Below are 24,167 nucleotides of genomic sequence, written 5' to 3' on the forward strand. Positions count from 1 at the left end.
AATTTAAGACATGTATAATCTAGAATATAAATTTTCGTGTTCCATCGCTCTAATGTCAAAAGCCGCCGAACTGCAACCCAATAAATCCATATCGGGCTGCATTGCTTTTTGTGCCAATTGTGCCAAACTAGGCAACAATTTAAACAATAGCAATTGTCCAGAATCTTGACTTAGCGGAATCAGTTTAACTGCATTGGTAATGTATCCGATGGTAACATTATAGAAAAAACCTTCGAGTGCTTCTTTCTTTTCAATTTTTAGTTCGAAAGCATAAATGGCATACAAGATACAGTAATGACCATTAAGCTCTTTGTTTTTTATGGCTAAAGCAACCTTTTGGGTAAAATCGGTTTGAATTAAAGGGTTGAATATTTTCTGTAAACGAACCCCCAATTTTTGGCTGGCCGTTCTTATTTCTTTCGGTAATTTGGACGCATTGCACAGCGCATCCATTTCGATTATTTGTTGCCAATCACCGTTTTCGCAGGCATCATACACCAAACTGATAAAAGAAGCTTCGTTATACAACACACTATGATGTAGCATTTCGTTTAAGAACAATTCGACCTCATCTGTTGATTTTACAATCTCTTTTTGGGTATAAGTCTCTAGCCCATACGAATGCGAAAAACCTCCAATAGGCAAAGTAGGATCTGAAAGGTGTAATAAATTCAATAATGAATTGGTCATTATTTTTGAGTTAGATTCATAATTTTAGAAAACAAACTATCGCTTTCTACATGAGGAGCGACAGAGGTTTTGAGCGGAGTCAGCAAGGCTCGTTCTTCCTGACGAATTTCGAATCCCATGGCGAGTAATTGTCGGAACAATGGTTTTTCAAAAGGAACCAATAGCGCATCATTATCATAAAACAAAGGCAAATGTTTGTTGCCTATTTCGTAACAAATAGATGCCGTTTCAAAATTGTTTTTGGGTACAATCACCAAGCAATCACAAGGAAGGATATTAATTGTATAATTGTTGTCTTCATCTTGAAATAGAATATCTCCGTGCTTTAAGTTCGGGTTTTCATTTAGAAACTTTAGCCGGAACTCCTTACCATCTCTGGCGCGTTTGTGCTGGATTCTTTTATTCGATTCGAACCATTCAATATCTACCGCAACAGAAATTCTCTCTTTGGGGCAAGTATCTTCTGGTTTAATTTTTTCTGTAATAATCATCTAAAATAAAAAATAACGTTGTGCCATGGGAAGTTCTGACAAAGGTTCACAAGTAATGTGTACTCCATCTACACTTACTTTGTAATTCTCTGGATTGACTTCGATATTTGGCGTTTTATCGTTGTGTATTAAATCTTTTTTACCAATGTTTCTGCAGTTTTCAACCGGCAAAATCATTTTGTTTAATTGGTACTTTTCAATGGTTTTATTTTCGACCGAAATTTTCGAAACAAAAGTAACACAGGTTTTGTGCAACGCTTTTCCATAAGCTCCAAACATCGGGCGATAAATTACCGGTTGCGGAGTCGGGATAGAAGCATTTGGATCTCCCATTCTTCCTGCGATGATCATTCCACCTTTGATGATTAATTCTGGTTTTACCCCAAATAAAGCAGGTTTCCACAATACTAAATCAGCCAGTTTTCCAGCTTCGATAGAACCTACATGTTTTGAAATTCCGTGTGAAATTGCAGGGTTGATAGTGTATTTAGCGATATAACGTTTCACTCTAAAGTTATCGTTTTGATTGGCTTCGTCTTCCTCAAGAAATCCACGTTGAATTTTATTTTTATGAGCCGTTTGCCACGTCCTGATGATTACTTCACTCACCCTTCCCATAGCTTGAGAATCACTACTCATCATACTAAAGACTCCCATATCGTGCAAAATATCTTCGGCAGCAATGGTTTCTGGTCGAATTCTAGAATCAGCAAAAGCTACGTCTTCGGGCACCGATTTGTCCAAATGATGACACACCATAAGCATATCCAAATGTTCATCAATTGTATTAATAGTAAACGGTCGGGTTGGGTTGGTACTTGATGGCAACACATTTGGGTACATGGCCGATTTTATAATATCGGGAGCATGACCACCACCAGCACCTTCGGTATGAAAAGTATGAATTACTCTTCCGTCGATGGCATTGATTGTATCTTCAAGAAATCCACTTTCATTAAGTGTATCTGTATGTATCGCAACTTGAATATCGTATTCGTCTGCAATTTTCAACGAAGCATCTATAGTGGCAGGTGTTGCTCCCCAATCTTCATGGATTTTTAACCCCAAAGCTCCTGCTTCGATTTGTTCTACCAAAGGAGCTGTTGTGGAACAATTCCCTTTTCCAAAAAAACCTAAATTCATTGGGAAAGCTTCGGCACTTTCTAGCATTTTTTGAATATTCCAAGCTCCAGGAGTTACCGTTGTAGCGTTGGTTCCGTCAGCAGGACCAGTACCACCACCAATCATGGTCGTGACACCACTATATAAAGCGTGATCGATTTGCTGTGGACAGATAAAATGAATATGCGTATCAATTCCTCCCGCGGTAACAATCATTCCTGCTCCCGAATGCACTTCGGTAGAAGCGCCAATAATCATGTTGTCGGAAATTCCGTCCATAGTGTCTGGATTTCCAGCTCTACCTACACCTACAATTTTTCCGTCTTTGATTCCGATATCTCCTTTTACAATTCCCCAATGATCGATAACGATACAATTGGTGATTACAAAATCCAACACCCCTTCATGACGCATTGCTCGTGCAGATTGTGCCATACCATCACGAATGGTTTTTCCTCCACCAAATTTGGATTCTTCGCCATAAACAGCAAAATCCTTTTCGATTTCGATAAACAATTCGGTATCGGCCAATCTTACTTTATCTCCAACTGTTGGGCCGAACATGTTGGCATATTTTATTCTATTAATTTCCATGCTCTTTGAGTATCCTTTATTTTAGAAATTCTTTTAGTTTTTGTTCAATACTGTCACGATTAGCATCTGTGATGGTTGTATCTACTAAATTATTAAAACCATAAACGGTTTTATCACCACTCATTTCTACTAGTTCTACTTCTTTTTCTTCACCTGGTTCAAATCGTACTGCCGTTCCAGCTGCAATATTCAATCGCATTCCTAATGTAGGCATTCGATCAAAACTCATTTGTTTGTTTACTTCAAAAAAATGATAATGCGAACCTATTTGCACAGGACGATCACCTTTATTAATCACTTCAATAGAAATAGTTCTTTTGTTGACATTAATTTCTATTGGTTCTGTTCTAAGTATGTATTCACCTGGTATCATTTGATAGGATTATGTACGGTTACTAATTTGGTTCCATCAGGAAAAGTGGCTTCTATTTGTATATCGTGTATCATTTCTGGAATTCCTTCCATCACATCTTCCCTAGTTAGGATAGTTGTTCCGTACTGCATGAGCTCGGCGACGGTCTTTCCGTCACGAACAGCTTCTAATAAGTCTGCACTTATTAATGCTATAGCTTCAGGGTAATTCAATTTCAAACCTCTATTTTTTCTTTTAAGAGCAACTTCTCCAGCAGTATAGAGAAGTAATTTTTCGATTTCTTTCGGATTTAAATGCATTTTAAAGAGTATTAGTATACAAACATAAAGTAATTATTAGTTGAAATAGGAATGAAAACCTAAACATTTCAAAAAAAATAACCAAAAATGGCAATCTAACAATAAAATAGATACATAGAAATAAATTCCTAAATAACAAGGGGTGACTTTTATTTATAATACAATTCTAAAAACTTACCCCATAAAAATTAGGGGGTATCGTTCTAAAAAAATACTTTTGACAAACAATTAACAATTTAAAACAGATAAACATGAAAAAATTAATAGTAGGATTTGCAGCATTATTACTCATTACAGCATGCAAAAAAAAGGAAGAATCGGTAGCCGATGCGAACTCTGTAAAAGTTGGTATTCTACACTCTTTATCTGGGACAATGGCTATTTCTGAAACAGATTGTAAAAATGCAACCTTGTTAGCAATTGAAGAAATAAATGCAGCCGGTGGAGTATTAGGAAAACAAATTGACCCTATTACTGAAGATGGTGCCTCTGACTGGCCAACTTTTACTGAAAAAGCAACAAAATTAATAGATCAAGACGAAGTGAAAGCCGTTTTTGGATGCTGGACTTCTTCTAGTAGAAAAGCAGTACTTCCTGTTTTCGAATCAAAAAATAATCTTTTATTCTATCCGGTACAATATGAAGGAATGGAAGCTTCAAAAAATGTAATCTATACAGGAGCAGCTCCCAACCAACAAATTCTTCCAGCAGTTGACTATATGATTAAGGAAGGAAAAAAGAAATTTTTCTTAGTTGGATCTGATTATGTTTTCCCAAGAACAGCAAACAAAATTATCAAAGCAAAATTAAAATTGGCAGGATTTGAAATTGTAGGTGAAGAATATGCTCCTCTAGGACACACAGACTTTACTTCAATCGTTCAAAAAATAAAAAGCTCTGGTGCTGATGCAGTTCTAAATACAATTAACGGAGACAGTAATATTGGATTCTTTAAACAAATGAAATCTAATGGACTAGTTGCCCCTGCAGTAACATGTATGTCATTCTCTATTGCTGAAGTAGAATTGAAAGGTATTGGAATTGACATTATGAATGGTCAATTAACAGCTTGGAATTACTTCATGAGTATGCCAGGTGCAGCTAACGAAAAATTCATCAAAGCATACCAAGCGAAATACGGTGCAGACAAAGTTACTGATGACCCAATTGAAGCAGCTTATTTTGGAGTGTACTTATGGGCAGCAGCAGTTGAAAAAGCAAAATCATTTGATCCAATGGAAGTTCAAAAAGCAATCGGAGGAGTTAGTTATGATGCTCCAGAAGGAACTGTATCGATTGACCCTGTTACAAACCATACTATTAAAAACTTCATGATCGGTAAAGCGAATGACAAAGGACAATTTGACATCGTATACCAATCTGAAGGTATGATAAAAGCAGATCCTTTCCCTAGTATTGCCACTGATAAAAGAGTTATCTCTCCAGGTGTAATAAAATAATCACCACTGTATACAGCCGGTTAATTGTTAATGAAACTTATACCTTCATAATTAATCGGCTTACTAAACATCTTACTTACAATTTATTAAATAGACGGTTATGAAAAAAATCATTTTCACACTACTCACAGGGTTAATGACTACCCTTATTTTTGCTCAAGATTCAGGAAAATTTGACTTAACAGCCTCACTTCACAATCAATGGTACTGGAGAGGATATGCCGTTGGGCCAGATCCAATTATTGCTGCTCAAGCAAGCTTTAAATACAAAGGTCTAGAAGTAGGAACTTGGAATGGATACGGATTGGCAGGAATTTGGAAAGATGTTGATTTATATGTTTCATATACCACTAAATCTGGAATTAGCTTTGCTCTTTGGGATATATATAACTATAGTGACTATACCGCTTCTCCAAGTTATGCCGCGTATGGAGATCACACTCAATCTAATTATTTTAATTATGGAAAAGGAACGAGACACTTCTTTGACTTATCGGTTGCTTATACATTACCAAAGACAAATTTAAACCTATTCCTTTCTACCATAATTGCTGGTAGAGATAGAAATGCAGATAATTCACAACGATATTCTTCTTATTTCAAAGCATCATATGATTTCACATTAGAGAATAATGTAACCGTAAGTCCCTATCTATCTTATGGTTTTGCTTTGGATAGCGATGGTGGAGGAACTTTTTGGCAATGGACAAACAAAGCTGTTGCTGATGCTAAAACGTCTGGATTTAATGAAGTAGGAATCAATATTAGCAAACCTATTAAAATAACAGATACCTACAGTGTCAAAGCCAATGCAGGAGTAGTAGCCAGCCCACTTAATCACACTATGACTGGATTATTGGGAGTAACATTATTTTAATTTCAATCCTTAAGGATATTGAATAATTAATTTTTGATTATTCAATATCCTTTATAACAACATTTAAAACATGGAGTTTTTACCATTTATATTCAACGGACTAAGTATTAGTTCAATATTACTACTGACAGCAATAGGACTAAGTATTGTTTTTGGAATGATGGGTGTTATTAACTTTGCCCATGGAGAATTCATCATGATTGGTTGCTATAGCAGCTATATAGTAAGTCTTGTTCTTGGACGCGAAGGAACTTGGTTAACCTTAGGGGTAGCCTTTATTCTTTCCTTCTTTTTATCTTTCGGAATAGGTTTTTTAGTCGAAAGATTTATAATTAAAAGGTTATATGCTCGACCTCTAGACAGTATTTTGGCAACATGGGGAGTGAGTTTAATTTTACAACAATTAGCACGAAATATTTTTGGTTCTAATAATGTTGATGCACCGATGCCAAAGATATTAAACGAAGGATGGAAAATATCAAAAGATATCACTTTACCTTATAATCGAATTTTAATCATTTTTATTTCTATACTCGTTTGTTTGTTTGTTTATTACTTCATGTATAAAACACCAAAAGGAAGAATACTTCAATCCGTAATGCAAAATCGCTCTATGGCTTCTTGCATTGGAATTAATACCAAAAAAGCAGATTCATTTACCTTCTCATTTGGATGTGGACTTGCAGGAATTGCAGGGATCTGCATCTCAATGTTGGGTTCGATAGGCCCTTCAACAGGTCAAAACTACATTATTGATACCTTTTTGGTCGTAATTCTAGGAGGAATTGGAGGATTAAGAGGATCTATTCTAGGTGCCTTATTAATCGGAATGTGTAATCCATTTATCGAATACTACACCACATCAAGCATGGCAAAAGTTATTATATTGGTAATGGTATTAGTCACTTTACAATACAAACCACAAGGATTATCTCCTATGAAAGATAGAACTATTGATTAATTTATTCAATTACTAAAATGAAACAAAAAACAATATACACCCTAATAATACTGTCACTCATACTGATACCACTCTTTCTCTTTTCTGAGTTTAGACTTTCTTTGTTGAGTAAATTCCTTGTATTTTCAATAGTTGCTATATCTGTAAATCTATTATGGGGATACACGGGAATATTAAGTCTTGGTCACGGAGTTTATTTCGCACTCGGCGGTTATGCGATGGCCATGTACATGAAATTACAAGCACAACCGCTACCCGATTTTATGGAATGGTCAGGTATTGAAGTTTTACCTTGGTTCTGGGCTCCTTTTAAATATTTCCCTTCTACATTGGCAATGATTATTATTTTACCCGTTACCTTAGCCTTACTTGTCGGGATACCACTTTTCAAATCGGGTACAAAAGGAGTTTATTTCACGATTATCAGTCAAGCAATAACACTTATAATGTCTATTCTATTTGTAGGGTCACAAAGTTTCACCGGAGGATCAAATGGAATTACTGGTTTTGATGGTTTATTCGGACTCGCATTACACGATCCAATGCTAATAAAAATACTGTACTTACTAGTTGTAGCTGTATTGATTGGAATTTATTTCGTTAGTAAATTCATGCTTAAATCGCACGGAGGAACTATCATCCAAGCCATTAGAGACCGTGAAACAAGATTGCGTTTCTTAGGATACAAAACGGACTCTTTCAAAATAATTACATTAGCAACTTCTGCTGCGATTTGCGGAATTGCAGGAGCATTATTCGTACCAATTGTTGGAATTATTTCTCCTTCGATTATGAGTATCTTAATGTCGACCGAGTTTGTAATTTGGGTTGCTATTGGAGGAAGAGCAACATTATTAGGTCCTATTGTAGGAGCGCTATTAATCAATTATGCCAAAACAACTTTTTCTGAATCAATGCCAGAATACTGGTGGTACTTTTATGGATTTTTATTCATAGCGGCTACTATTATTGTACCAAAAGGAATTGTGGGGACATTAATGGAAAAAAAATGGTTTACCAACACATTTAACAAACTTAAAAATGAGTAGATTTCGTCAAATAATACCAAACCCTATCATTAGTTTAAGAGATGTTGAAGTAGATTTTGATGGGTACAAAGCACTAAACAACATCACTATCGATTTTCCTTTCAAAGGAGTTCAGTTTATCATTGGTCCAAATGGAGCAGGTAAAACTACCATATTAGATGCTATTTGCGGCCGCGTAAAAACCTCCAAAGGAATTATCGTTTATAAATCTGAAATAGAAATACAGAACAAAAAACCAGAAAGTATTGTTCACTTAGGAATCAGTCGTAAGTTTCAAAACCCAACTATTTTCAATACGCAAACCGTTTTTGAAAACATGAAATTGGCCTTAATAACTGGAAAAAACACATTATGGTATCTCTTTAGCTCAAAAATCACACAAGAACAACACGACATTATAGATGAGACTTTAGAGAAACTGAATTTATTAGAAGTCAAACACGCCATTAGCGGTTCCTTATCTCACGGTCAAAAGCAGTGGCTGGAAATAGCTATGTCCATTATCAACAAACCTGAATTACTATTGGTAGACGAACCCATCGCGGGAATGTCACCCAATGAAAGAGACAAAACTGGTGAACTTCTAACCCAAATTGCACAAGAAAGAACTGTTTTTGTAGTTGAACACGATATGAAGTTCGTTAGCAATTTTTCTACTTCCGTATTAGTAATGCACGAAGGACGAATCATTGATAACGGAACGTTTGACAAAATAGTCAACAATCAAGAAGTCATCGAAATTTATTTGGGACGACAAAAGTAAACAGCGAACTTTTTTTCGAATGTTCTCCTAAAAATTCATCCACATAATTCAATAAACATGTTTGAAATAAAAAACTTGACCGCTGGATATTCTTCAGAAACCTCAGCCATTCACGACATCAATATAACCATACCCAAGAACGAAATTTGTTCTATTATTGGAAGTAATGGAGCTGGAAAAACCACGCTTCTTAAAGGAATAATGGGACTATTACCTTCTAAGTCTGGAGAGATTATTTTTGATGGTACAGATATTTCCAATTTTGATTCGGAAGCCATTTCTCAACTAGGCATTGGCTACGTTCCTCAAGGTAGAATGATTTTTCCTTACTTAACTGTTGAAGAAAATCTTTTACTAGGATGCGAAGTCCGAAAAATGAACTTAAAAAAAGCACTCGAAATCGGATACGATTACTTTCCCGACCTAAAGGGAATTAGTAAACGAAAAGGTGGAATGTTAAGCGGTGGACAACAACAACAATTAGCCATCGCTAGAATGCTTGTCATTGAACCCAAAATGATTTTACTAGACGAGCCTGCCGAAGGAATTCAACCCAACGTAGTACAAGAAATTGGAAGAATACTCCAAAAAGTAACCTCAGAATTAAATGTATCGGTACTTCTAGTCGAACAATTTGTTGGCTTTGCACTTGATTTATCACACTCCTATTATTTCCTGCAAGGTGGAGAAATCACCAAAAACGGACGAATAACTGAGGAAAATAAAGCTCAAATCATAGACAGTATTAAACTGTAAGCAAAGAATCAACTTTACTGGAAAATACAAATTACTAATTCATCCTAACAAAAAATCCCAAATTCGGTTAAATGAATTTGGGATTTTTTATGTTTAAAAGTGTTGAATTATAGTTCCAATGCTTTTTTAGGATTGTTATCCAACAATAATTCTAATGGATTTTCTAGCGCTTCTTTAACCGCTACCAAGAAACCAACAGATTCTTTACCATCAATAATTCTGTGGTCATAAGAAAGTGCCACATACATCATTGGGTGAATTTCAACCTTACCGTTTACAGCAATCGGACGCTCAATAATATTGTGCATACCTAAGATTCCTGATTGAGGAGGGTTAATAATTGGAGTAGACAACATTGATCCAAATACACCACCGTTAGTGATTGTAAATGTACCACCTGTCATATCATCAACAGTGATTTGTCCGTCACGTGCTTTGATAGCCAATCTTTTGATTTCAGCTTCAATTCCACGGAAAGTTAAATTCTCTGCGTTACGCACTACAGGAACCATCAAACCTTTTGGTCCAGAAACTGCGATAGAGATATCTGCAAAATCAAATGCGATTTTGTGATCACCATCCATCATAGAATTTACATCCGGATACAATTGCAATGCTCTAGTTACCGCTTTGGTAAAGAAAGACATGTATCCAAGACCAACACCACCGTGTTTTGCTTTGAAGGTATCTTTGTATTCGTTACGAATAGTATTAATAGGTGTCATGTTTACTTCGTTAAACGTAGTCAACATTGCTGTTTCGTTTTTAGCCGCTACTAGACGCTCTGCTACTTTACGACGCAACATAGACAATTTAGTACGCTCTTGTCCACGGCTTCCACCTGTTGGAGTTCCCATTGACGGTACTGCATTTACTGCATCATCTTTAGTAATTCTCCCTCCTTTTCCAGTTCCTGAAACTGTCGCTGGAGCAATATTTTTTTCGTCTAATATTTTCTTAGCTGCTGGAGACGGAGTCCCTGTAGCGTAATTTGCTGCTGGTGCCGCAACTGGTGCTGGTGCAGAAGCTGCTTTTGGTGCTTCAGCAACTGGTGCTGCCGCTGCTGGAGCCGAGTTTGCTGGCTGAGCCGCAGCTGTATCAATAAGACAAACAACTGAACCTACTGCTACTGCATCACCTTCTTCTGCTTTTAGGGTAATAATACCACTAGCCTCTGCAGGCAATTCTAATGTCGCTTTATCTGAATCTACTTCAGCAATCGCTTGATCTTTTTCAACATAGTCACCATCTTGTACTAACCAAGTGGCAATTTCAACTTCTTTTATAGATTCCCCTGGTGATGGGACTTTCATTTCTAAAATCATCTTCTTTTTTGTTTAAAGTTTAAATTGTTTAAAGTTTCAAATGCTTAACATAAAGCCTGAAACTTTAAACTTGAAACAATTTTTTTTTATCTAAATAAATTTTTATCAAATACCATTTTAATAGCATCCGCATGACGGCGTTTTGCTCTAGTGTAGCTTCCTGCTGCTGGAGCAGAGTATGCTTTTAATGATGCTAATCTCCATTTCACTAAATTAAAATTAACCAACATATACGAATAGGCCCCCATGTTTTTAGGCTCTTCTTGTGCCCAAACATAATCCTCAACGTTTGGATATTGTGCTATAATCGCTTTCAATTGTTCCACAGGTAAAGGGAATAATTGTTCGATACGAACAATTGCAACATCAGTACGACCGCTCGTTTCTCTTTCTGCAGTTAAGTCATAATAGAATTTACCCGTACAGAAAACTAATGATTTTATGTCTTTTTTATTCAACACAACATCATCAATCGTCTCTTGAAAACTTCCAGAAGTAAAATCTTCAATTGGCGAAGTACATCTTGGATCACGTAACAAACTCTTTGGAGTAAATACTACAAGGGGTTTGCGGAAAGTAGTTTTCATTTGTCTTCTCAACAAGTGAAAAAAGTTAGCTGGAGTAGTACAATCTGCAACGTACATGTTATGACGTGCACACAATTGTAAGTAACGCTCCATACGTGCAGAAGAGTGCTCAGCACCTTGACCTTCATACCCATGAGGCAATAACAATACAATTCCGTTCTGTGTATTCCATTTATCTTCTCCACAAGAGATGTATTGGTCAATCATAATCTGTGCACCATTAGAGAAATCTCCAAATTGTGCTTCCCAGATCGTTAAGGTTTTTGGATTTGCCAAAGCATAACCATAGTCAAAACCTAAAACACCATACTCAGATAAAAATGAATTATAAATACGAAATTTCCCTTTAGCATTAACCAAATTTTTGATTAACGTAACTTTTTCTTCAGAATCTTCTACTTTTACTACAGCATGACGGTGAGAAAATGTACCACGCTCTACGTCTTGCCCAGAAATACGAACACTAAAACCTTCTTGAAGCAATGAACCATAAGCTAAATGCTCAGCCATTCCCCAATCTAGTTTATTAGTATCAAAAAACATTGTTTTTCTGTCGTTAATCAACTTCTGTATTTTACTGATAAACTTCTTATCGGCTGGCAAATTACAAACGGCATTAGCCACTTCAGTCAAACCCTCAATAGAATAAGCAGTATCTACTTTTGTCAACATTCCTTCAGTAGAAACTTGTTTAAATCCTTCCCATTCATCACTCATGAAGGGAGTGATTACTGTCAATTCTTTTTTACGAGAGGCTTCCAAGTTTTGATCTAAGTCATCTTTGTATTCTTTCTCTATTGTTTTTACCAAATTAGCATCAATAACACCTTCTGACAATAATTTCTCTGCATAAATCTCTCTAGGATTATTATGCTTAGCAATAATTTTATATAATAATGGTTGTGTAAAACGAGGCTCATCACCTTCATTATGACCGTATTTTCTATAGCCTAATAGGTCAATAAATACATCACGACCAAATTGCATTCTAAAGTCTAATGCAAATTGCATGGCATGAACCACAGATTCAGCATCATCTGCATTCACATGCAATACCGGCGACAAAGTTACTTTAGCCACATCTGTACAATACGTGGATGAACGAGCATCAAGGTAATTGGTTGTAAATCCAACTTGATTATTGATTACAATATGGATTGTTCCACCAGTCTTGTAGCCTTCCAATTGTGCCATTTGAATGATTTCATAAAGAATACCTTGTCCTGCAATTGCAGCATCACCATGAACGGCAATTGGTAAAACTTTAGAAAAATCATCTTCATAATATTTATCTTGTTTTGCTCTTGTAATTCCTTCAATAACTGCACCAACAGTTTCAAGGTGTGAAGGGTTTGGAGCCAAATTGATATTAATATTTTTACCCGAACGTGTGATTTTATCAGCTGTTACACCTAAATGATATTTCACATCACCGTCAAAATATTCTTGATCATAATCTTTCCCATCAAATTCCCCAAAAATATCTTGAGTCGATTTTCCGAAAATATTAGCCAAAACATTCAAACGACCACGATGAGCCATTCCCATTACAAACTGCTCTACTCCTTGTTCAGCTGCTCTTTCTATCAAAGCGTCCAAAGCTGGAATAATAGTTTCTCCTCCTTCAAGTGAGAAACGTTTTTGACCCACATATTTAGTATGTAAGAAATTCTCAAAAGAAACCGCTTGGTTCAATTTACTTAGAATTCTTTTTTTCTCTTCTGAACTAAAAGTAGGTTGATTCTCATTCAAGCTCAATTTATCTTGAATCCATTGAACAATTTCTGGTTTACGAATGTACGTGTACTCAACACCAATGTGCTGGCAATATACTTTTGTTAAATGGTCGATAATTTGAGACAAAGATGACGGCTGTAGACCCAATACTTTTGCCGCATCAAAAACGGTATTCAAGTCCGATGCTGCAAGACCGAAAGTTTCTAAATCTAAATTAGGAGTAAAAGACCTGCGCTCTCTTACAGGATTTGTTTTGGTAAACAAATGTCCTCTAGAACGGTATCCGTCAATTAACTTTAAAACTTTAAACTCTGTTTGAAGTTGCTCTGAAATCTTACTATTATCAACAGAAACCGAAGCTCCAGAGGGAACAGAAGTTGTTGAAACGTTATATTGAACTGGGTTTTCCTCGTTATAACTTTCCATCCCAAAGTCGAAACCTTGGAAAAAACTTCTCCAGCTCGGCTCTACGCTATCTGGGTTCTCTAAATATTGATCGTATAGTTGCGCGAAAAATTCGCTATGTGCTGCGTTTAAAAATGAAAACCTATCCATAATGTTAGTGAATATACTTTTTGTTAAATAGTTCAGCAAAAATACAATAATCAATTATAACTGAATCCTTTTTTTAAGTACTTTTACATATAGATTTGTTAAAAAAAACTATAATTCGATGAAAAATATGCACCGTTCAAGCTTTTTAGACTTTTATTTAATTTTGACCGCCGTTTTTATTACCGTTTCAATGAGCGCACAATTCCAAAATAAAAACAGTAATTTACCTAGTGATTTTTGGGATAATGTACAATTTGGAGGTGGCGTAGGATTAAGTCTTGGCTCTGGTTATACCGACATTTCGATCTCTCCTTCTGCTATCTACAACGTCAATCACTATTTTTCTGTAGGATTGGGCGCTCAATATACATATACAAAACTCAAAAACTCATATAGTTCTAATCTATACGGTGGTAGCATAATCACTTTATTCAACCCCTTACCAGAGATCCAACTTTCGGCAGAATTAGAACAACTTCGTGTGAATGTAACTGGTGTTTCACCTAATAATTTCAAAAATAATTTTTGGAATACAGGTTTATTTATAGGTGCAGGATACCGTAGCAACAATGCAACCGTTGGAGTACGATACAATGTACTATACAAAGAAAATAGCCTAGCGTACAACACTGCTTTTATGCCATTTGTTCGATTTTATTTTTAGTAGTAAAAAAATTTATTTGATTTAGTTATCAAATAATCCAATCCTACACACAAAAAAAGAGCTAATTAGATATTCCTTAATTTTAGATAGAAAAGTAACCAAATTAAATAGCACACTCTAAATACACTATTCTTAAAAGTAAAAATTGGAATTAGCAAAATTTAATTTGCACAAATTATAAGCCCCTACAAAATACTTAAAAAAGTAGGAAATTTGATAATATATCGATTTAATAATCTTGATGTAGAATTAGCAAAATAATTAAAGAAGTTTAAGCAAAATTCAGTGAACGTCACCAAAAATTAGCAGAGATGAAAATTGCCAATTTAATGTTTTTTTTTATGCTTAAATAGAGCTAAAAGTTATAATACAGCAAAAGATAGCAATTGCTCTTAGCTTTTCTTAAAAAGCAAATATCTTATACTATACTTCATTTAGCTATAGTATATACCAACCAAAAGCAAGATCACACACACTAGATCTTGATAATTAGCCTAGCGATATTTATTACGAAACCAAACTTTTTGCCATTCTCTTTTTAGAATTAAGAATGCAACATCTTCGGCCAAAACAACTAAATCAGAACCATCCAGTGCTTTGATTTTTTCTTCGGATACATCTATAATATACAAAAGATTTAAGTATTCAGCAAATTTGTATTGGATCATGCGATAGATCTTTTCGTGCAACTGAATCTTGAGTTCTTCAGGCACAATACTTCTAGGAAAGTCTATCCCTTCGTTTGCCAAATTAAAATCTTTATTAATCTGCTCAATCAAAGCAAGGTATAAAGAGTCTTGTGTTGCTTCTTGAAGCAATAATTCTACCGAAATCGGAGCGATGAAATTCATTTTACTTTGTTTTTTTTATTATCCCAAGCTTTTACAATTTTGGCTAACAAACTGTCACCACCAGCGTAGAAAAAAACAGCTCCCATTGGTGGATTTGAAGCCGGAATATATCCAAAAATATTGGGTACCCAAGCCCAACATTTAAAATAGGTCCCAACCAATTCAATGAATATAACACATAGCGCAATAAAACAATATAAATTTTGCCATTGTTTCCTTTTTAAGAGCCAAAAGAATCCTATTCCAAAAAATAATGAAAAATAATCTTGTAGAAAGATTCCAACACCCAAAAACAATAGTGCAAAAAACAGAAGGAAATATTTCCTGAGATGCAACTCTTTTGCGTAGGCCCATTTAGTATATGCATATACATAACCCGAAGCATACACTATAGCATGACCAAGAGGCACATAAAATGGAATCATTTCGGTACGATAATCATACATACCGAGCAACTTACAAAAAATAAGTTCCCCTATATAAGACAGCCCAACCATGACCAACATTAATTTCCGTAACTGCTTATGGGCTACATAATAAAAACCTGAAAAATAAGCAATAGCCATCACATTGGTAAGCTGTCTACCGTCAAAATAGTGTTCGGCAAAAGAAACTGAATCGATTCCTAGTGCCAAAATAGTAAAAAATGGAAAACATAAAGCAAAAACTAATTGCCAATTTGTTGTAGAAACAACCTCCGCTTCTAAAAAATGTGGAACACTTTTATTCATCAAATTATGCTTTTCTTTTCATCAAATTTTCACCAAAGGTTCTCAATATCGTTTTTTTATCCAGCTCGATATTCATTTTTTCTAAGGTTTTGAATGCTCTCAAGGTATACTCTTCGATTGCTTCTTGCGTGATCTTATCACCCGTTGATCGAATGAAAACTGACTTAACTTGTTCTATTTTAACCGTATTATTTTCTGGAGACGAAGAGAACAATTCTAATAATTGCGCCTTATCCTGAGGATTTGCTGCTGCAAGGGACTTTAGGTACAAATAAGTTTTTTTATTTTCGATTATATCTCCACCAACTTGTTTTCCAAACGTCTCTGGATTACCAAAAGCATCCAAATAATCATCTTGCAATTGGAATGCTAAACCCAAATTGAGTCCGAATTCATAAATTAAATCGGCATTTTCTTGAGTAGTATTAGCGATAATAGCCCCCATTTTCATGGCTGCAGCAACTAAAACTGCTGTTTTGTACTCAATCATTTTTAAATATTCTGGAATGGTTACATCGGTGCGTGTTTCAAAATCTACATCCCACTGCTGCCCTTCGCAAACTTCAAGTGCTGTTTTACTAAACAACTTGGCTAAATCTCTAAAAACTGCAGGTTCATATTGCTCAAAATATTGATAAGCCAAAATTAGCATCGCGTCTCCAGAAAGGATTCCTGTGTTGATATCCCATTTTTCATGAACCGTTTGATTGCCACGTCGCAAAGGAGCATCATCCATAATATCATCATGAACTAATGAAAAATTATGAAAAACTTCTACAGCCATTGCTGCAGCCAAAGCTTCTTTGCAATCTACATTAAAAACCTCGGCAGTCATCAATGTTAATATGGGACGCATCCTCTTCCCTCCTAACTTCAGGATGTATTGAATAGGGTCATAAAGGTTTTTAGGCTCTTTATCAACGGATTGACTCTCTAAATAATTAAGAAAAATTTCCTGATACTGCGAAATAGAATGCATAAAAAATAATTTTCGGCTAATTTACAGTATTCACACTGGATTACAAACACCACTCACGAATGAAATGTTAAAAAACCGTAAATACATTGGAAACTATTTTGGTGTTTAAAGTTTCCTTATTACATTTGCCAAAAAATTAACATTTCAAAATCGTCCTTAAAAACTTTTTAAGAACTAAAAAAAAATATTGCTATGGAAACAAAATGGACTATAGATTCAGATCAATCAGATGTATTAATAAAAATTAAACATTCAATTATAGCATACATCTCTGGAGCTACCAATAAATTCAAGGGCAATGTGGATTTAAAAAATGATAGTATAGAAAATGCTTGTATCGAATTTTCGTTAGACGTTAATTCTAAAGAAAACAAAATGGAGCAATTCGACACCTATTTAAAAATAAATGATTTTATAGAAACAGAACAATACCCAGTAATCAATTTCAAATCCACTTCTTTTCAAAAGGTCAATCAAAACATTAACTTCTTAAAAGGAAATCTAACAGTAAAAGACATCACTAGAGTCATTGAATTTGATACGGCATTTTTGGGGTATAATTTTTATAATGGGGTTCGAAAAGCTTCATTTGAAGTAAAAGGAACCATTAATAGAAGAGATTTTAATTTAAAAACCAATTCGATTTTCCAAAAAGACGGCATTATGATGGGACAAGATTTGCTCATCGAAGCCAATCTAGAATTCACTGCATAAACATTGAAAAAACAATGAAAGAGAAAATAATAAAAAAAGCAGGCGAACTATTTTTAAAACTTGGTTTTAAAAGCATCACTATGGATGATATCGCTTGTGAAATGTGTATCTCAAAAAAAACAATTTACAAATATTTCTGCAACAAAGAACTGTTAGTTGAAGAAAGTACAAATTTTATGCACAAAGAAGTGCATGAAACCATTAATACTATATTGAGCATGAAACTTAATGCTATCGAGGAAAATTTTAAAATCCGCGAAAAGTTCAGTGAGATGTTTCAATCATCCGTAGATTCTTCACCAATATACCAACTGAAGAAACATTATCCAGATATTTACAGTAAAGTGGTTCTTCGTGAAATTACAGAATGCACAATGTGGTTTAGAGATAATATCACAAGAGGAATAGAAAGTGGTTTATACAGAAAGGAACTCGATATTGAGGCTTATGTCCAGTTTTATTATACCTTAATATTCAGTCTTCATGAAAATACAAGCTCAGAAAAAGAAGCACAGCGATTGGAATTACAGGCTTTAGAATACCATACTCGAGCAATGTCCACTGATACTGGAATAATAGAACTAGAAAAACAACTACAAAACCCTAATACCAAATGAAAAAACTAATAATACTAACATTCTTAACTTTTGCCATAACAGCAAAATCACAGGAAACAACAAAATTAACGCTGAAAGATGCGATTAAATATGCCTTAGAAAATAAGGCCGATGCAAAAAAAGCAAAATTGAAAGTCGAAAATAGCGAATATCAAATTAATGAAGTTCGCTCGAGAGCCTTACCTCAAATTGCAGCAACGGGTACATTAAACTACAATCCAGTACTGCAAACAACAGTCCTTAACGGAAATTATTTTGGAGCACCTGGAACAACAATCCAAGCGAATTTTGGGCAAAAATGGAGTTCAACTGCTGGTGTTTCGTTAACACAAACTTTGTTCGACCAATCTGTTTTCACTGGTTTGAAAGCCGCTAGAACAACTCGAGAATTTTACCAAATTAACGACCAATTAACCGAAGAGCAAGTAATTGAAAGAGTCGCAAACAATTACTATCAAGTATATGTACTACGTCAAAAATTAGCATTATTAGAAAGCACCTTAGCAACAACAACCAAAGTTCGCGATATTGTAAAAGGACAATATGACAACGGATTGGCAAAAAGAATTGATTTGGATCGAATGACCGTCAACTTATCCAACATCAACACTCAAAAACAACAAATAACCAATGCGATACAATTACAAGAAAATGCATTAAAATTCTACATCGGAATGTCAATTGACACTCCAATCGAGATTCCGCAATCTGATTTTGAAGTGACGCCTGCTGCTATTTCATCGGCTCCAAACGCATCCAACCGTTCTGAGTTTTTGTTACTCAAGAAACAAGAAGAGCTATTAGAATTTCAAAAAAAATCGGTGATTGCAGGGTATTACCCAACACTTTCCCTATCTGCAAGCTATAATTATATTGGTCAAGGAGCTCAGATGCCTTGGTTCGAAAAACCTTCAAATAGCGTTTATTGGTCTGATTTCTCAGCAATTGGATTGAATTTGAGAGTTCCAATATTTGCAGGATTTGGTACAAAAGCAAAAGTAGACCAAGCCGACGTACAGCTAAGGTCCCTTAAAGAAGATATAAGCGACACACAACTAGCGCTAGATTTAGACTATAAAAATGCAAAAACTCAAATTGAGAACAGCATCATAACCATTCAAAATCAAAAAGAAAACATGAAATTAGCAGATGAAATTAGAAAAAACATCAATAATAACTTCATGCAAGGACTAGCATCATTAACCGACTTGCTAGACGCAGAAAACGCTTCTACACAAGCACAAAACAATTACACTGCAGCAATATTGGATTATAAATTGGCAGAAATAAAACTTATCAAATCAAAAGGTGAACTAAAATCATTAATAAACAACTAACATGAAGAAAATAATAACTACCGTACTTATCATTGTTGCTGCTCTGGCATTAATAGGATATATTTTAACGAAGAATAAAAAAGAAAACGAAGAGAAAATTGCTATTGTAGCCGAGAAAAATGCTAGCGTATCTGTAAAAGTAGCTACCGTAAATACAGAGGAAGTCAATTTGGATTTTGTAGCCAATGGGAACTTTGAAGCTAAACAAGAATTGCTTTTGACAGCTGAAAAATCTGGAAAAATAACTAATATACTTGTCAAAGAAGGTGATCGTGTAAGTGTAGGACAAACTTTGGCAATCATGAGAGGTGATGCAATAAACATCAATGCACAAGCTGCTGAAGCAACTTATCAAAATGCAAAAACAGATTACAGTCGTTTTGAAAACGCATATAAAACAGGTGGTGTAACCAAACAACAGTTGGACCAATCAAAAGTAATGATGACTAATGCTGAAGCGAATTACAGACAAGCCAAAATTAATATTGGTGATACTAGAATTAAAGCTCCAATAAGCGGAATTATCAATAAAAAATTCATCGAACTAGGTTCTATGCTGACTTCTATGCCTTCTACAAATTTGTTTGAAATTGTGAATACAAGTAAATTAAAACTGATTGTAGCGGTAAATGAATCTCAAGTAGCGAGTTTAAAAGTTGGCAACAACATTGCAGTATCGTCAAATGTATACCCTGGAAAAGAATTTCCGGGTAAGATTACTTTTATTGCACCAAAAGCAGACGGTACTTTAAACTTTCCTGTAGAAATCGAAATATCAAACAATACCAACAATGATCTAAAAGCAGGAATGTATGGTACTGCTTTGTTCAAATCGGCTCAACAAACACAATCATTAAAGGTAGTCCCAAGAAATGCTTTTGTAGGTAGCGTAAACAGTAATCAAGTATTTGTTGCAGTAAATGGTATTGCAAAGTTGAAAAAAGTTACTGCTGGAAGAATTTTAGGTGATCAAGTTGAAATCCTAGATGGTTTATCAGATGGAGAAATTGTCATTACAACAGGTCAAATCAACCTTCAAGATGGTAATGCAATAGAAGTTATTAAATAAGTTCCTTCTAATAATCAACAGATAAAAAACATATGAAATTAGCAGAAATATCCATAAAACGTCCCTCGTTAGTAATTGTATTATTTACAATTCTAATTCTAGGGGGAATATTCAGTTATAGTCAATTAGGCTATGAATTGATTCCAAAATTTGAGACCAATGTAATCACCGTCTCTACAGTCTACCCTGGTGCATCACCAAGTGAGATCGAAAACACCGTTACCAAAAAAATAGAGGATGCAATTTCGTCTTTAGAAAATATAAAAAAAATTGATTCTAAGTCATACGAAAGCCTTTCTATTGTATCGATAACATTGACATCAAATGCCAATGTTGACAACTCCATGAACGATGCTCAGCGAAAAATCAATGCCGTATTGAGCGACTTACCAGATGATGCTGACCCACCGTCATTAACCAAATTCTCTTTGAGTGATTTACCAATTATGACCATTGGTGCCAATGGAAAAATGGATGAAGCCGAATTTTTTGATTTAATTGACAAAAAAATTGCACCCGTTTTATCTCGTGTACAAGGGGTAGCACAAGTAAACATTATTGGTGGACAAGAACGTGAGATTCAAGTGAATCTTGATGCTACCAAAATGCAAGGTTATGGATTATCGGTACCACAAGTACAACAAATTATTTTGAGTTCCAATCTTGATTTCCCTACAGGAAACATTCAAACTCGTGAACAAAAAATATTAATTCGATTGGCAGGTAAGTACAAGAATGTCGACGAATTAAGAAACTTGATTATTTCTTCAAAAAACGGAGTTCAAATTCGTTTACAAGATATTGCAGACGTTCAAGATACTCAAAAAATTGCTGAAAAAATTGCTCGTATCGATGAAAAAAGTGCCATCGTATTACAAATTGTAAAACAATCAGATGCAAATGCTGTTGCCGTGAGTGAGCAATTGGTAAAAACGATTGCTGTACTAGAAGCAGACTACAAAACAAATGATGTTAAATTACAAATTGCAAAAGACAGTACGGTTTTCACACTTGAAGCGGCCGATTCTGTATTACATGATTTACTAATTGCAGTAATCTTGGTCGCCTTGGTAATGTTATTTTTCTTGCATAGTATTAGAAACTCATTGATTGTAATGGTTTCCATTCCTGCGTCATTAATCGCAACTTTCATCGGAATTTACCTTTTAGGGTACACCTTGAACTTAATGAGTTTATTAGGACTATCGCTAGTAGTAGGAATATTGGTCGATGATGCCATTGTAGTACTAGAAAATATTTATAGACACATGGAAATGGGTAAGAACCGTATTCGTGCTTCCTATGATGGAACGGCCGAAATTGGTGGAACGGTAACTTCGATTACATTGGTAATTGTGGTAGTATTTTTACCAATCGCCATGAGTAGTGGTTTGGTGTCAAATATTATTACACAGTTTTGTATGACAGTGGTGATTTCGACTTTATTATCCTTATTAGCATCATTTACTATTATTCCTTGGTTATCATCTCGTTTTGGAAAACTTGAACATATTGAAGGTAAAAACCTCTTTGGAAGAGTGATTCTTGGTTTCGAAAGTTACTTAACTCGTTTTACCAATTGGATTACTGAAATCTTACTATGGTGTTTGAATCATTATATCAGAACTATTTTAGTCGTATTGGTATTATTCTTCTCTTCTACCATGGGATTAGTGGGTGGTGGTTTTATTGGTGGTGAATTCTTTGCCGCATCCGATAGTGGTGAATTTTTGGTTCAAATCGAGATGCCAAAAGATGCCTCATTAGAACAGACTAACTTCATGACTCAAAAAGCAGAAGCTTTTTTAAAAACACAAGAATACGTTCACAGTCAAATTACGACCGTTGGACAAACTTCTGAAGGAATGGGAGGTACACAAGCAACTGCTTACAAAGCTGAGATTGATGTAAAAATGATCGAACAATCAGAACGTACAGATGATGCGTCTGTCTACGCTGCAAGAATCAAGCGTAAACTAGAAAAAGTTTTAGTTGGTGCTAAAGTAAAAACGGTTCCAGTAGGAATTCTTGGTACTGCAGAGGATGCGAAATTGGGATTAATTGTTACCGGCCCAAATGTGGAAAGCGCCATGAAATTTGCCAAATTAGCAGAAGCTGAATTACGCAAAATACCTGGAACTACAGAGATTAAATTGACCGTTGAAGACGGGAATCCTGAGATTAATGTACAAGTAGATCGCGATAAAATGTCTGCTCTTGGATTGACTTTGCAAACTGTTGGGATGACCATGCAAACGGCTTATAGTGGAAATACTGATGGTAAGTACCGCGCAGGTGAATATGAATATGATATTAACATCAAATACAATGCTTTTGACAGAAAAAACATTACTGATGTAAGTAATTTAATCTTTATCAATGACATGGGACAACAAATTAAATTATCCCAATTTGCTGCGATTACCGAAGGTTCTGGTCCAAGTAAATTAGAGCGAAGAGACAAAACGGCTTCTGTTACTGTGCAAGGTCAAAACATTGGAGTTTCTGCTGGAGCTGTTGTTACGCAATGGCAAGAGAAATTGGATAAATTAGAGAAACCAACTGGTGTAAATTACATTTGGGGGGGAGATCAAGAAAATCAGTCCGAAGGATTTGGTACTTTAGGAATTGCATTGTTGGCGGCGATTGTTTTAGTCTACCTTGTAATGGTTGGGTTATATGATAGTTTTATCCACCCGTTTGTGGTATTATTTGCTATACCGCTATCTTTTATTGGAGCAATGTTAGCCTTGGCTTTGACCAACAATTCATTAAATATCTTTACCATTTTGGGTATCATTATGCTTATTGGACTGGTTTGTAAAAATGCCATCATGCTTGTAGATTACACCAATCAACGACGTAAAGCTGGTGAAAGCATTAGAACTGCATTAATTCAGGCAAATCATGCTCGTTTGCGACCTATATTGATGACGACTATCGCCATGGTATTTGGTATGTTCCCTATTGCGTTGGCATCTGGAGCTGGAGCTGGATGGAAAAATGGACTTGCTTGGGTTATCATTGGAGGTTTAATCAGTTCATTATTCCTTACTTTAATTATCGTTCCTGTAATTTATGAAATCATGGAAAAAATAGTAGCAAAATTCTCTAAAGGAGATAAAATTGATTACGAAGCAGAAATGGTTTCCGATTATGTTCATAAAGAACTTAACGAAGATGGTATTAATCCAGAACACAATATGTAATTTTCGTTTTAAAATGCAAAAAAAGCCGCCTCAATTTATTTGAGGCGGCTTTTTTATTATATCAAAATGTCCCGTCCTGAAATAGCGATACACAAAAAGTATCCTTATGGAAAAACATGAAGAAACACGCTATGTTAAGCGTACGCAAAAAGATTACTCAATGTCTTTTAAATTACAAATTGTTCAAGAAATTGAACGAGGAATTACTACTATTTCTCAAGTTAAAAAAGAATACGGGATTCAGTCTCGGGCTACTATTGTGCAATGGTTACGAAAATTTGGTAACTTTGATTGGGAAAACCAAACACCATTCACTATGTCAAAGGGACCAGAACAAAAGATAATGGAGCTTGAAGC

At 35.1% G+C, this 24,167-nt stretch carries 23 protein-coding genes; 13 read left to right on the forward strand and 10 right to left on the reverse strand.

What is annotated here, in order from left to right:
* Positions 1-3 precede the first annotated feature (3 nt).
* The 5 genes from M2326_RS02475 to ureA are packed head-to-tail and all read right to left on the reverse strand — an operon-like array spanning position 4 to position 3,569.
* Complete coding sequence (locus M2326_RS02475; protein WP_264617969.1) at positions 4-690, reverse strand: urease accessory protein UreF; 687 nt, start codon at positions 688-690, stop codon at positions 4-6.
* Positions 690-1,181 (reverse strand): urease accessory protein UreE, encoded by a 492-nt coding sequence (locus M2326_RS02480; RefSeq protein WP_264617970.1) that lies wholly within the window; start codon positions 1,179-1,181, stop codon positions 690-692. Before M2326_RS02480 ends, M2326_RS02475 begins: the two co-directional genes overlap by 1 nt.
* The gene (ureC, locus tag M2326_RS02485) at positions 1,182-2,897 is read right to left on the reverse strand and encodes an urease subunit alpha (protein WP_264617971.1); all 1,716 of its coding nucleotides are present in this window, start codon (positions 2,895-2,897) and stop codon (positions 1,182-1,184) included. It abuts the gene before it with no gap.
* 16 nt (positions 2,898-2,913) lie between these two features.
* Positions 2,914-3,270, reverse strand: a complete 357-nt coding sequence (locus M2326_RS02490) for an urease subunit beta (protein WP_264617972.1) — start codon at positions 3,268-3,270, stop codon at positions 2,914-2,916.
* The gene (gene ureA, locus M2326_RS02495) at positions 3,267-3,569 is read right to left on the reverse strand and encodes an urease subunit gamma (RefSeq protein WP_108739533.1); all 303 of its coding nucleotides are present in this window, start codon (positions 3,567-3,569) and stop codon (positions 3,267-3,269) included. Before ureA ends, M2326_RS02490 begins: the two co-directional genes overlap by 4 nt.
* Before the next feature lie 251 nt (positions 3,570-3,820).
* On the opposite strand from ureA, the gene urtA reads away from it, so the two are divergent.
* The 6 genes from urtA (at position 3,821) to M2326_RS02525 (ending at position 9,435) form a co-directional block, all read left to right on the forward strand.
* On the forward strand, positions 3,821-5,029 hold the full coding sequence (urtA, locus tag M2326_RS02500; protein WP_264617973.1) for an urea ABC transporter substrate-binding protein: 1,209 nt from the start codon (positions 3,821-3,823) through the stop codon (positions 5,027-5,029).
* A 100-nt stretch (positions 5,030-5,129) separates the two neighbouring features.
* Positions 5,130-5,906, forward strand: coding sequence for a hypothetical protein (locus tag M2326_RS02505; RefSeq protein WP_264617974.1), 777 nt, complete (start codon positions 5,130-5,132; stop codon positions 5,904-5,906).
* 70 nt (positions 5,907-5,976) lie between these two features.
* A complete protein-coding gene (gene urtB / locus M2326_RS02510; protein WP_264617975.1) occupies positions 5,977-6,867 on the forward strand; it encodes an urea ABC transporter permease subunit UrtB in 891 nt (296 codons plus the stop codon).
* 17 nt (positions 6,868-6,884) lie between these two features.
* On the forward strand, positions 6,885-7,916 hold the full coding sequence (gene urtC, locus M2326_RS02515; protein WP_264617976.1) for an urea ABC transporter permease subunit UrtC: 1,032 nt from the start codon (positions 6,885-6,887) through the stop codon (positions 7,914-7,916).
* Positions 7,909-8,679 (forward strand): ATP-binding cassette domain-containing protein, encoded by a 771-nt coding sequence (locus tag M2326_RS02520; protein WP_264617977.1) that lies wholly within the window; start codon positions 7,909-7,911, stop codon positions 8,677-8,679. Before urtC ends, M2326_RS02520 begins: the two co-directional genes overlap by 8 nt.
* Before the next feature lie 57 nt (positions 8,680-8,736).
* Positions 8,737-9,435 carry an ATP-binding cassette domain-containing protein gene (locus M2326_RS02525; RefSeq protein ID WP_264617978.1) on the forward strand — a complete coding sequence of 233 codons (699 nt, stop codon included), beginning with the start codon at positions 8,737-8,739 and terminating at the stop codon, positions 9,433-9,435.
* A 107-nt stretch (positions 9,436-9,542) separates the two neighbouring features.
* Here M2326_RS02525 and odhB read toward each other — a convergent pair whose 3' ends face one another.
* Both odhB and M2326_RS02535 read right to left on the reverse strand, forming a co-directional pair.
* Positions 9,543-10,760 (reverse strand): 2-oxoglutarate dehydrogenase complex dihydrolipoyllysine-residue succinyltransferase, encoded by a 1,218-nt coding sequence (gene odhB / locus M2326_RS02530; protein ID WP_264617979.1) that lies wholly within the window; start codon positions 10,758-10,760, stop codon positions 9,543-9,545.
* An 86-nt stretch (positions 10,761-10,846) separates the two neighbouring features.
* Positions 10,847-13,639 carry a 2-oxoglutarate dehydrogenase E1 component gene (locus M2326_RS02535; protein ID WP_264617980.1) on the reverse strand — a complete coding sequence of 931 codons (2,793 nt, stop codon included), beginning with the start codon at positions 13,637-13,639 and terminating at the stop codon, positions 10,847-10,849.
* A 118-nt stretch (positions 13,640-13,757) separates the two neighbouring features.
* Here M2326_RS02535 and M2326_RS02540 point away from each other — a divergent pair, with 118 nt between their 5' ends.
* The gene (locus tag M2326_RS02540; RefSeq protein WP_264617981.1) at positions 13,758-14,303 is read left to right on the forward strand and encodes a hypothetical protein; all 546 of its coding nucleotides are present in this window, start codon (positions 13,758-13,760) and stop codon (positions 14,301-14,303) included.
* A gap of 494 nt (positions 14,304-14,797) precedes the next feature.
* Here the strand turns inward: M2326_RS02540 and M2326_RS02545 are convergent, their stop codons facing one another.
* From M2326_RS02545 to M2326_RS02555, 3 genes are read right to left on the reverse strand one after another with little or no spacing between them, the layout of a single operon-like run.
* Positions 14,798-15,154, reverse strand: a complete 357-nt coding sequence (locus M2326_RS02545; protein ID WP_264617982.1) for a hypothetical protein — start codon at positions 15,152-15,154, stop codon at positions 14,798-14,800.
* Complete coding sequence (locus tag M2326_RS02550) at positions 15,151-15,885, reverse strand: hypothetical protein (RefSeq protein WP_264617983.1); 735 nt, start codon at positions 15,883-15,885, stop codon at positions 15,151-15,153. Before M2326_RS02550 ends, M2326_RS02545 begins: the two co-directional genes overlap by 4 nt.
* Before the next feature lie 4 nt (positions 15,886-15,889).
* The gene (locus M2326_RS02555) at positions 15,890-16,864 is read right to left on the reverse strand and encodes a polyprenyl synthetase family protein (RefSeq protein WP_264617984.1); all 975 of its coding nucleotides are present in this window, start codon (positions 16,862-16,864) and stop codon (positions 15,890-15,892) included.
* Positions 16,865-17,056: 192 nt separating this feature from the next.
* Here M2326_RS02555 and M2326_RS02560 point away from each other — a divergent pair, with 192 nt between their 5' ends.
* The 6 genes from M2326_RS02560 to M2326_RS02585 all read left to right on the forward strand — a co-directional run.
* Positions 17,057-17,578, forward strand: coding sequence for a YceI family protein (locus M2326_RS02560; protein ID WP_264617985.1), 522 nt, complete (start codon positions 17,057-17,059; stop codon positions 17,576-17,578).
* Between the two features lie 14 nt (positions 17,579-17,592).
* On the forward strand, positions 17,593-18,195 hold the full coding sequence (locus M2326_RS02565; protein ID WP_264617986.1) for a TetR/AcrR family transcriptional regulator: 603 nt from the start codon (positions 17,593-17,595) through the stop codon (positions 18,193-18,195).
* Positions 18,192-19,532, forward strand: a complete 1,341-nt coding sequence (locus M2326_RS02570) for a TolC family protein (protein ID WP_264617987.1) — start codon at positions 18,192-18,194, stop codon at positions 19,530-19,532. The genes M2326_RS02565 and M2326_RS02570 overlap by 4 nt, the downstream gene beginning before the upstream one ends.
* A gap of 1 nt (position 19,533) precedes the next feature.
* Entirely contained in the window at positions 19,534-20,601 is a 1,068-nt protein-coding gene (locus M2326_RS02575; RefSeq protein WP_264617988.1) for an efflux RND transporter periplasmic adaptor subunit, read from the forward strand.
* Positions 20,602-20,633: 32 nt separating this feature from the next.
* Positions 20,634-23,810 carry an efflux RND transporter permease subunit gene (locus M2326_RS02580; RefSeq protein WP_264617989.1) on the forward strand — a complete coding sequence of 1,059 codons (3,177 nt, stop codon included), beginning with the start codon at positions 20,634-20,636 and terminating at the stop codon, positions 23,808-23,810.
* A 106-nt stretch (positions 23,811-23,916) separates the two neighbouring features.
* Positions 23,917-24,167, forward strand: a 251-nt coding sequence (locus M2326_RS02585; RefSeq protein WP_264617990.1) for a transposase, incomplete at its 3' end; no start/stop codon positions are given.

It is taken from the genome of Flavobacterium psychraerolatum, from assembly GCF_025960985.1.
In the GTDB taxonomy this organism is placed as follows: domain Bacteria; phylum Bacteroidota; class Bacteroidia; order Flavobacteriales; family Flavobacteriaceae; genus Flavobacterium.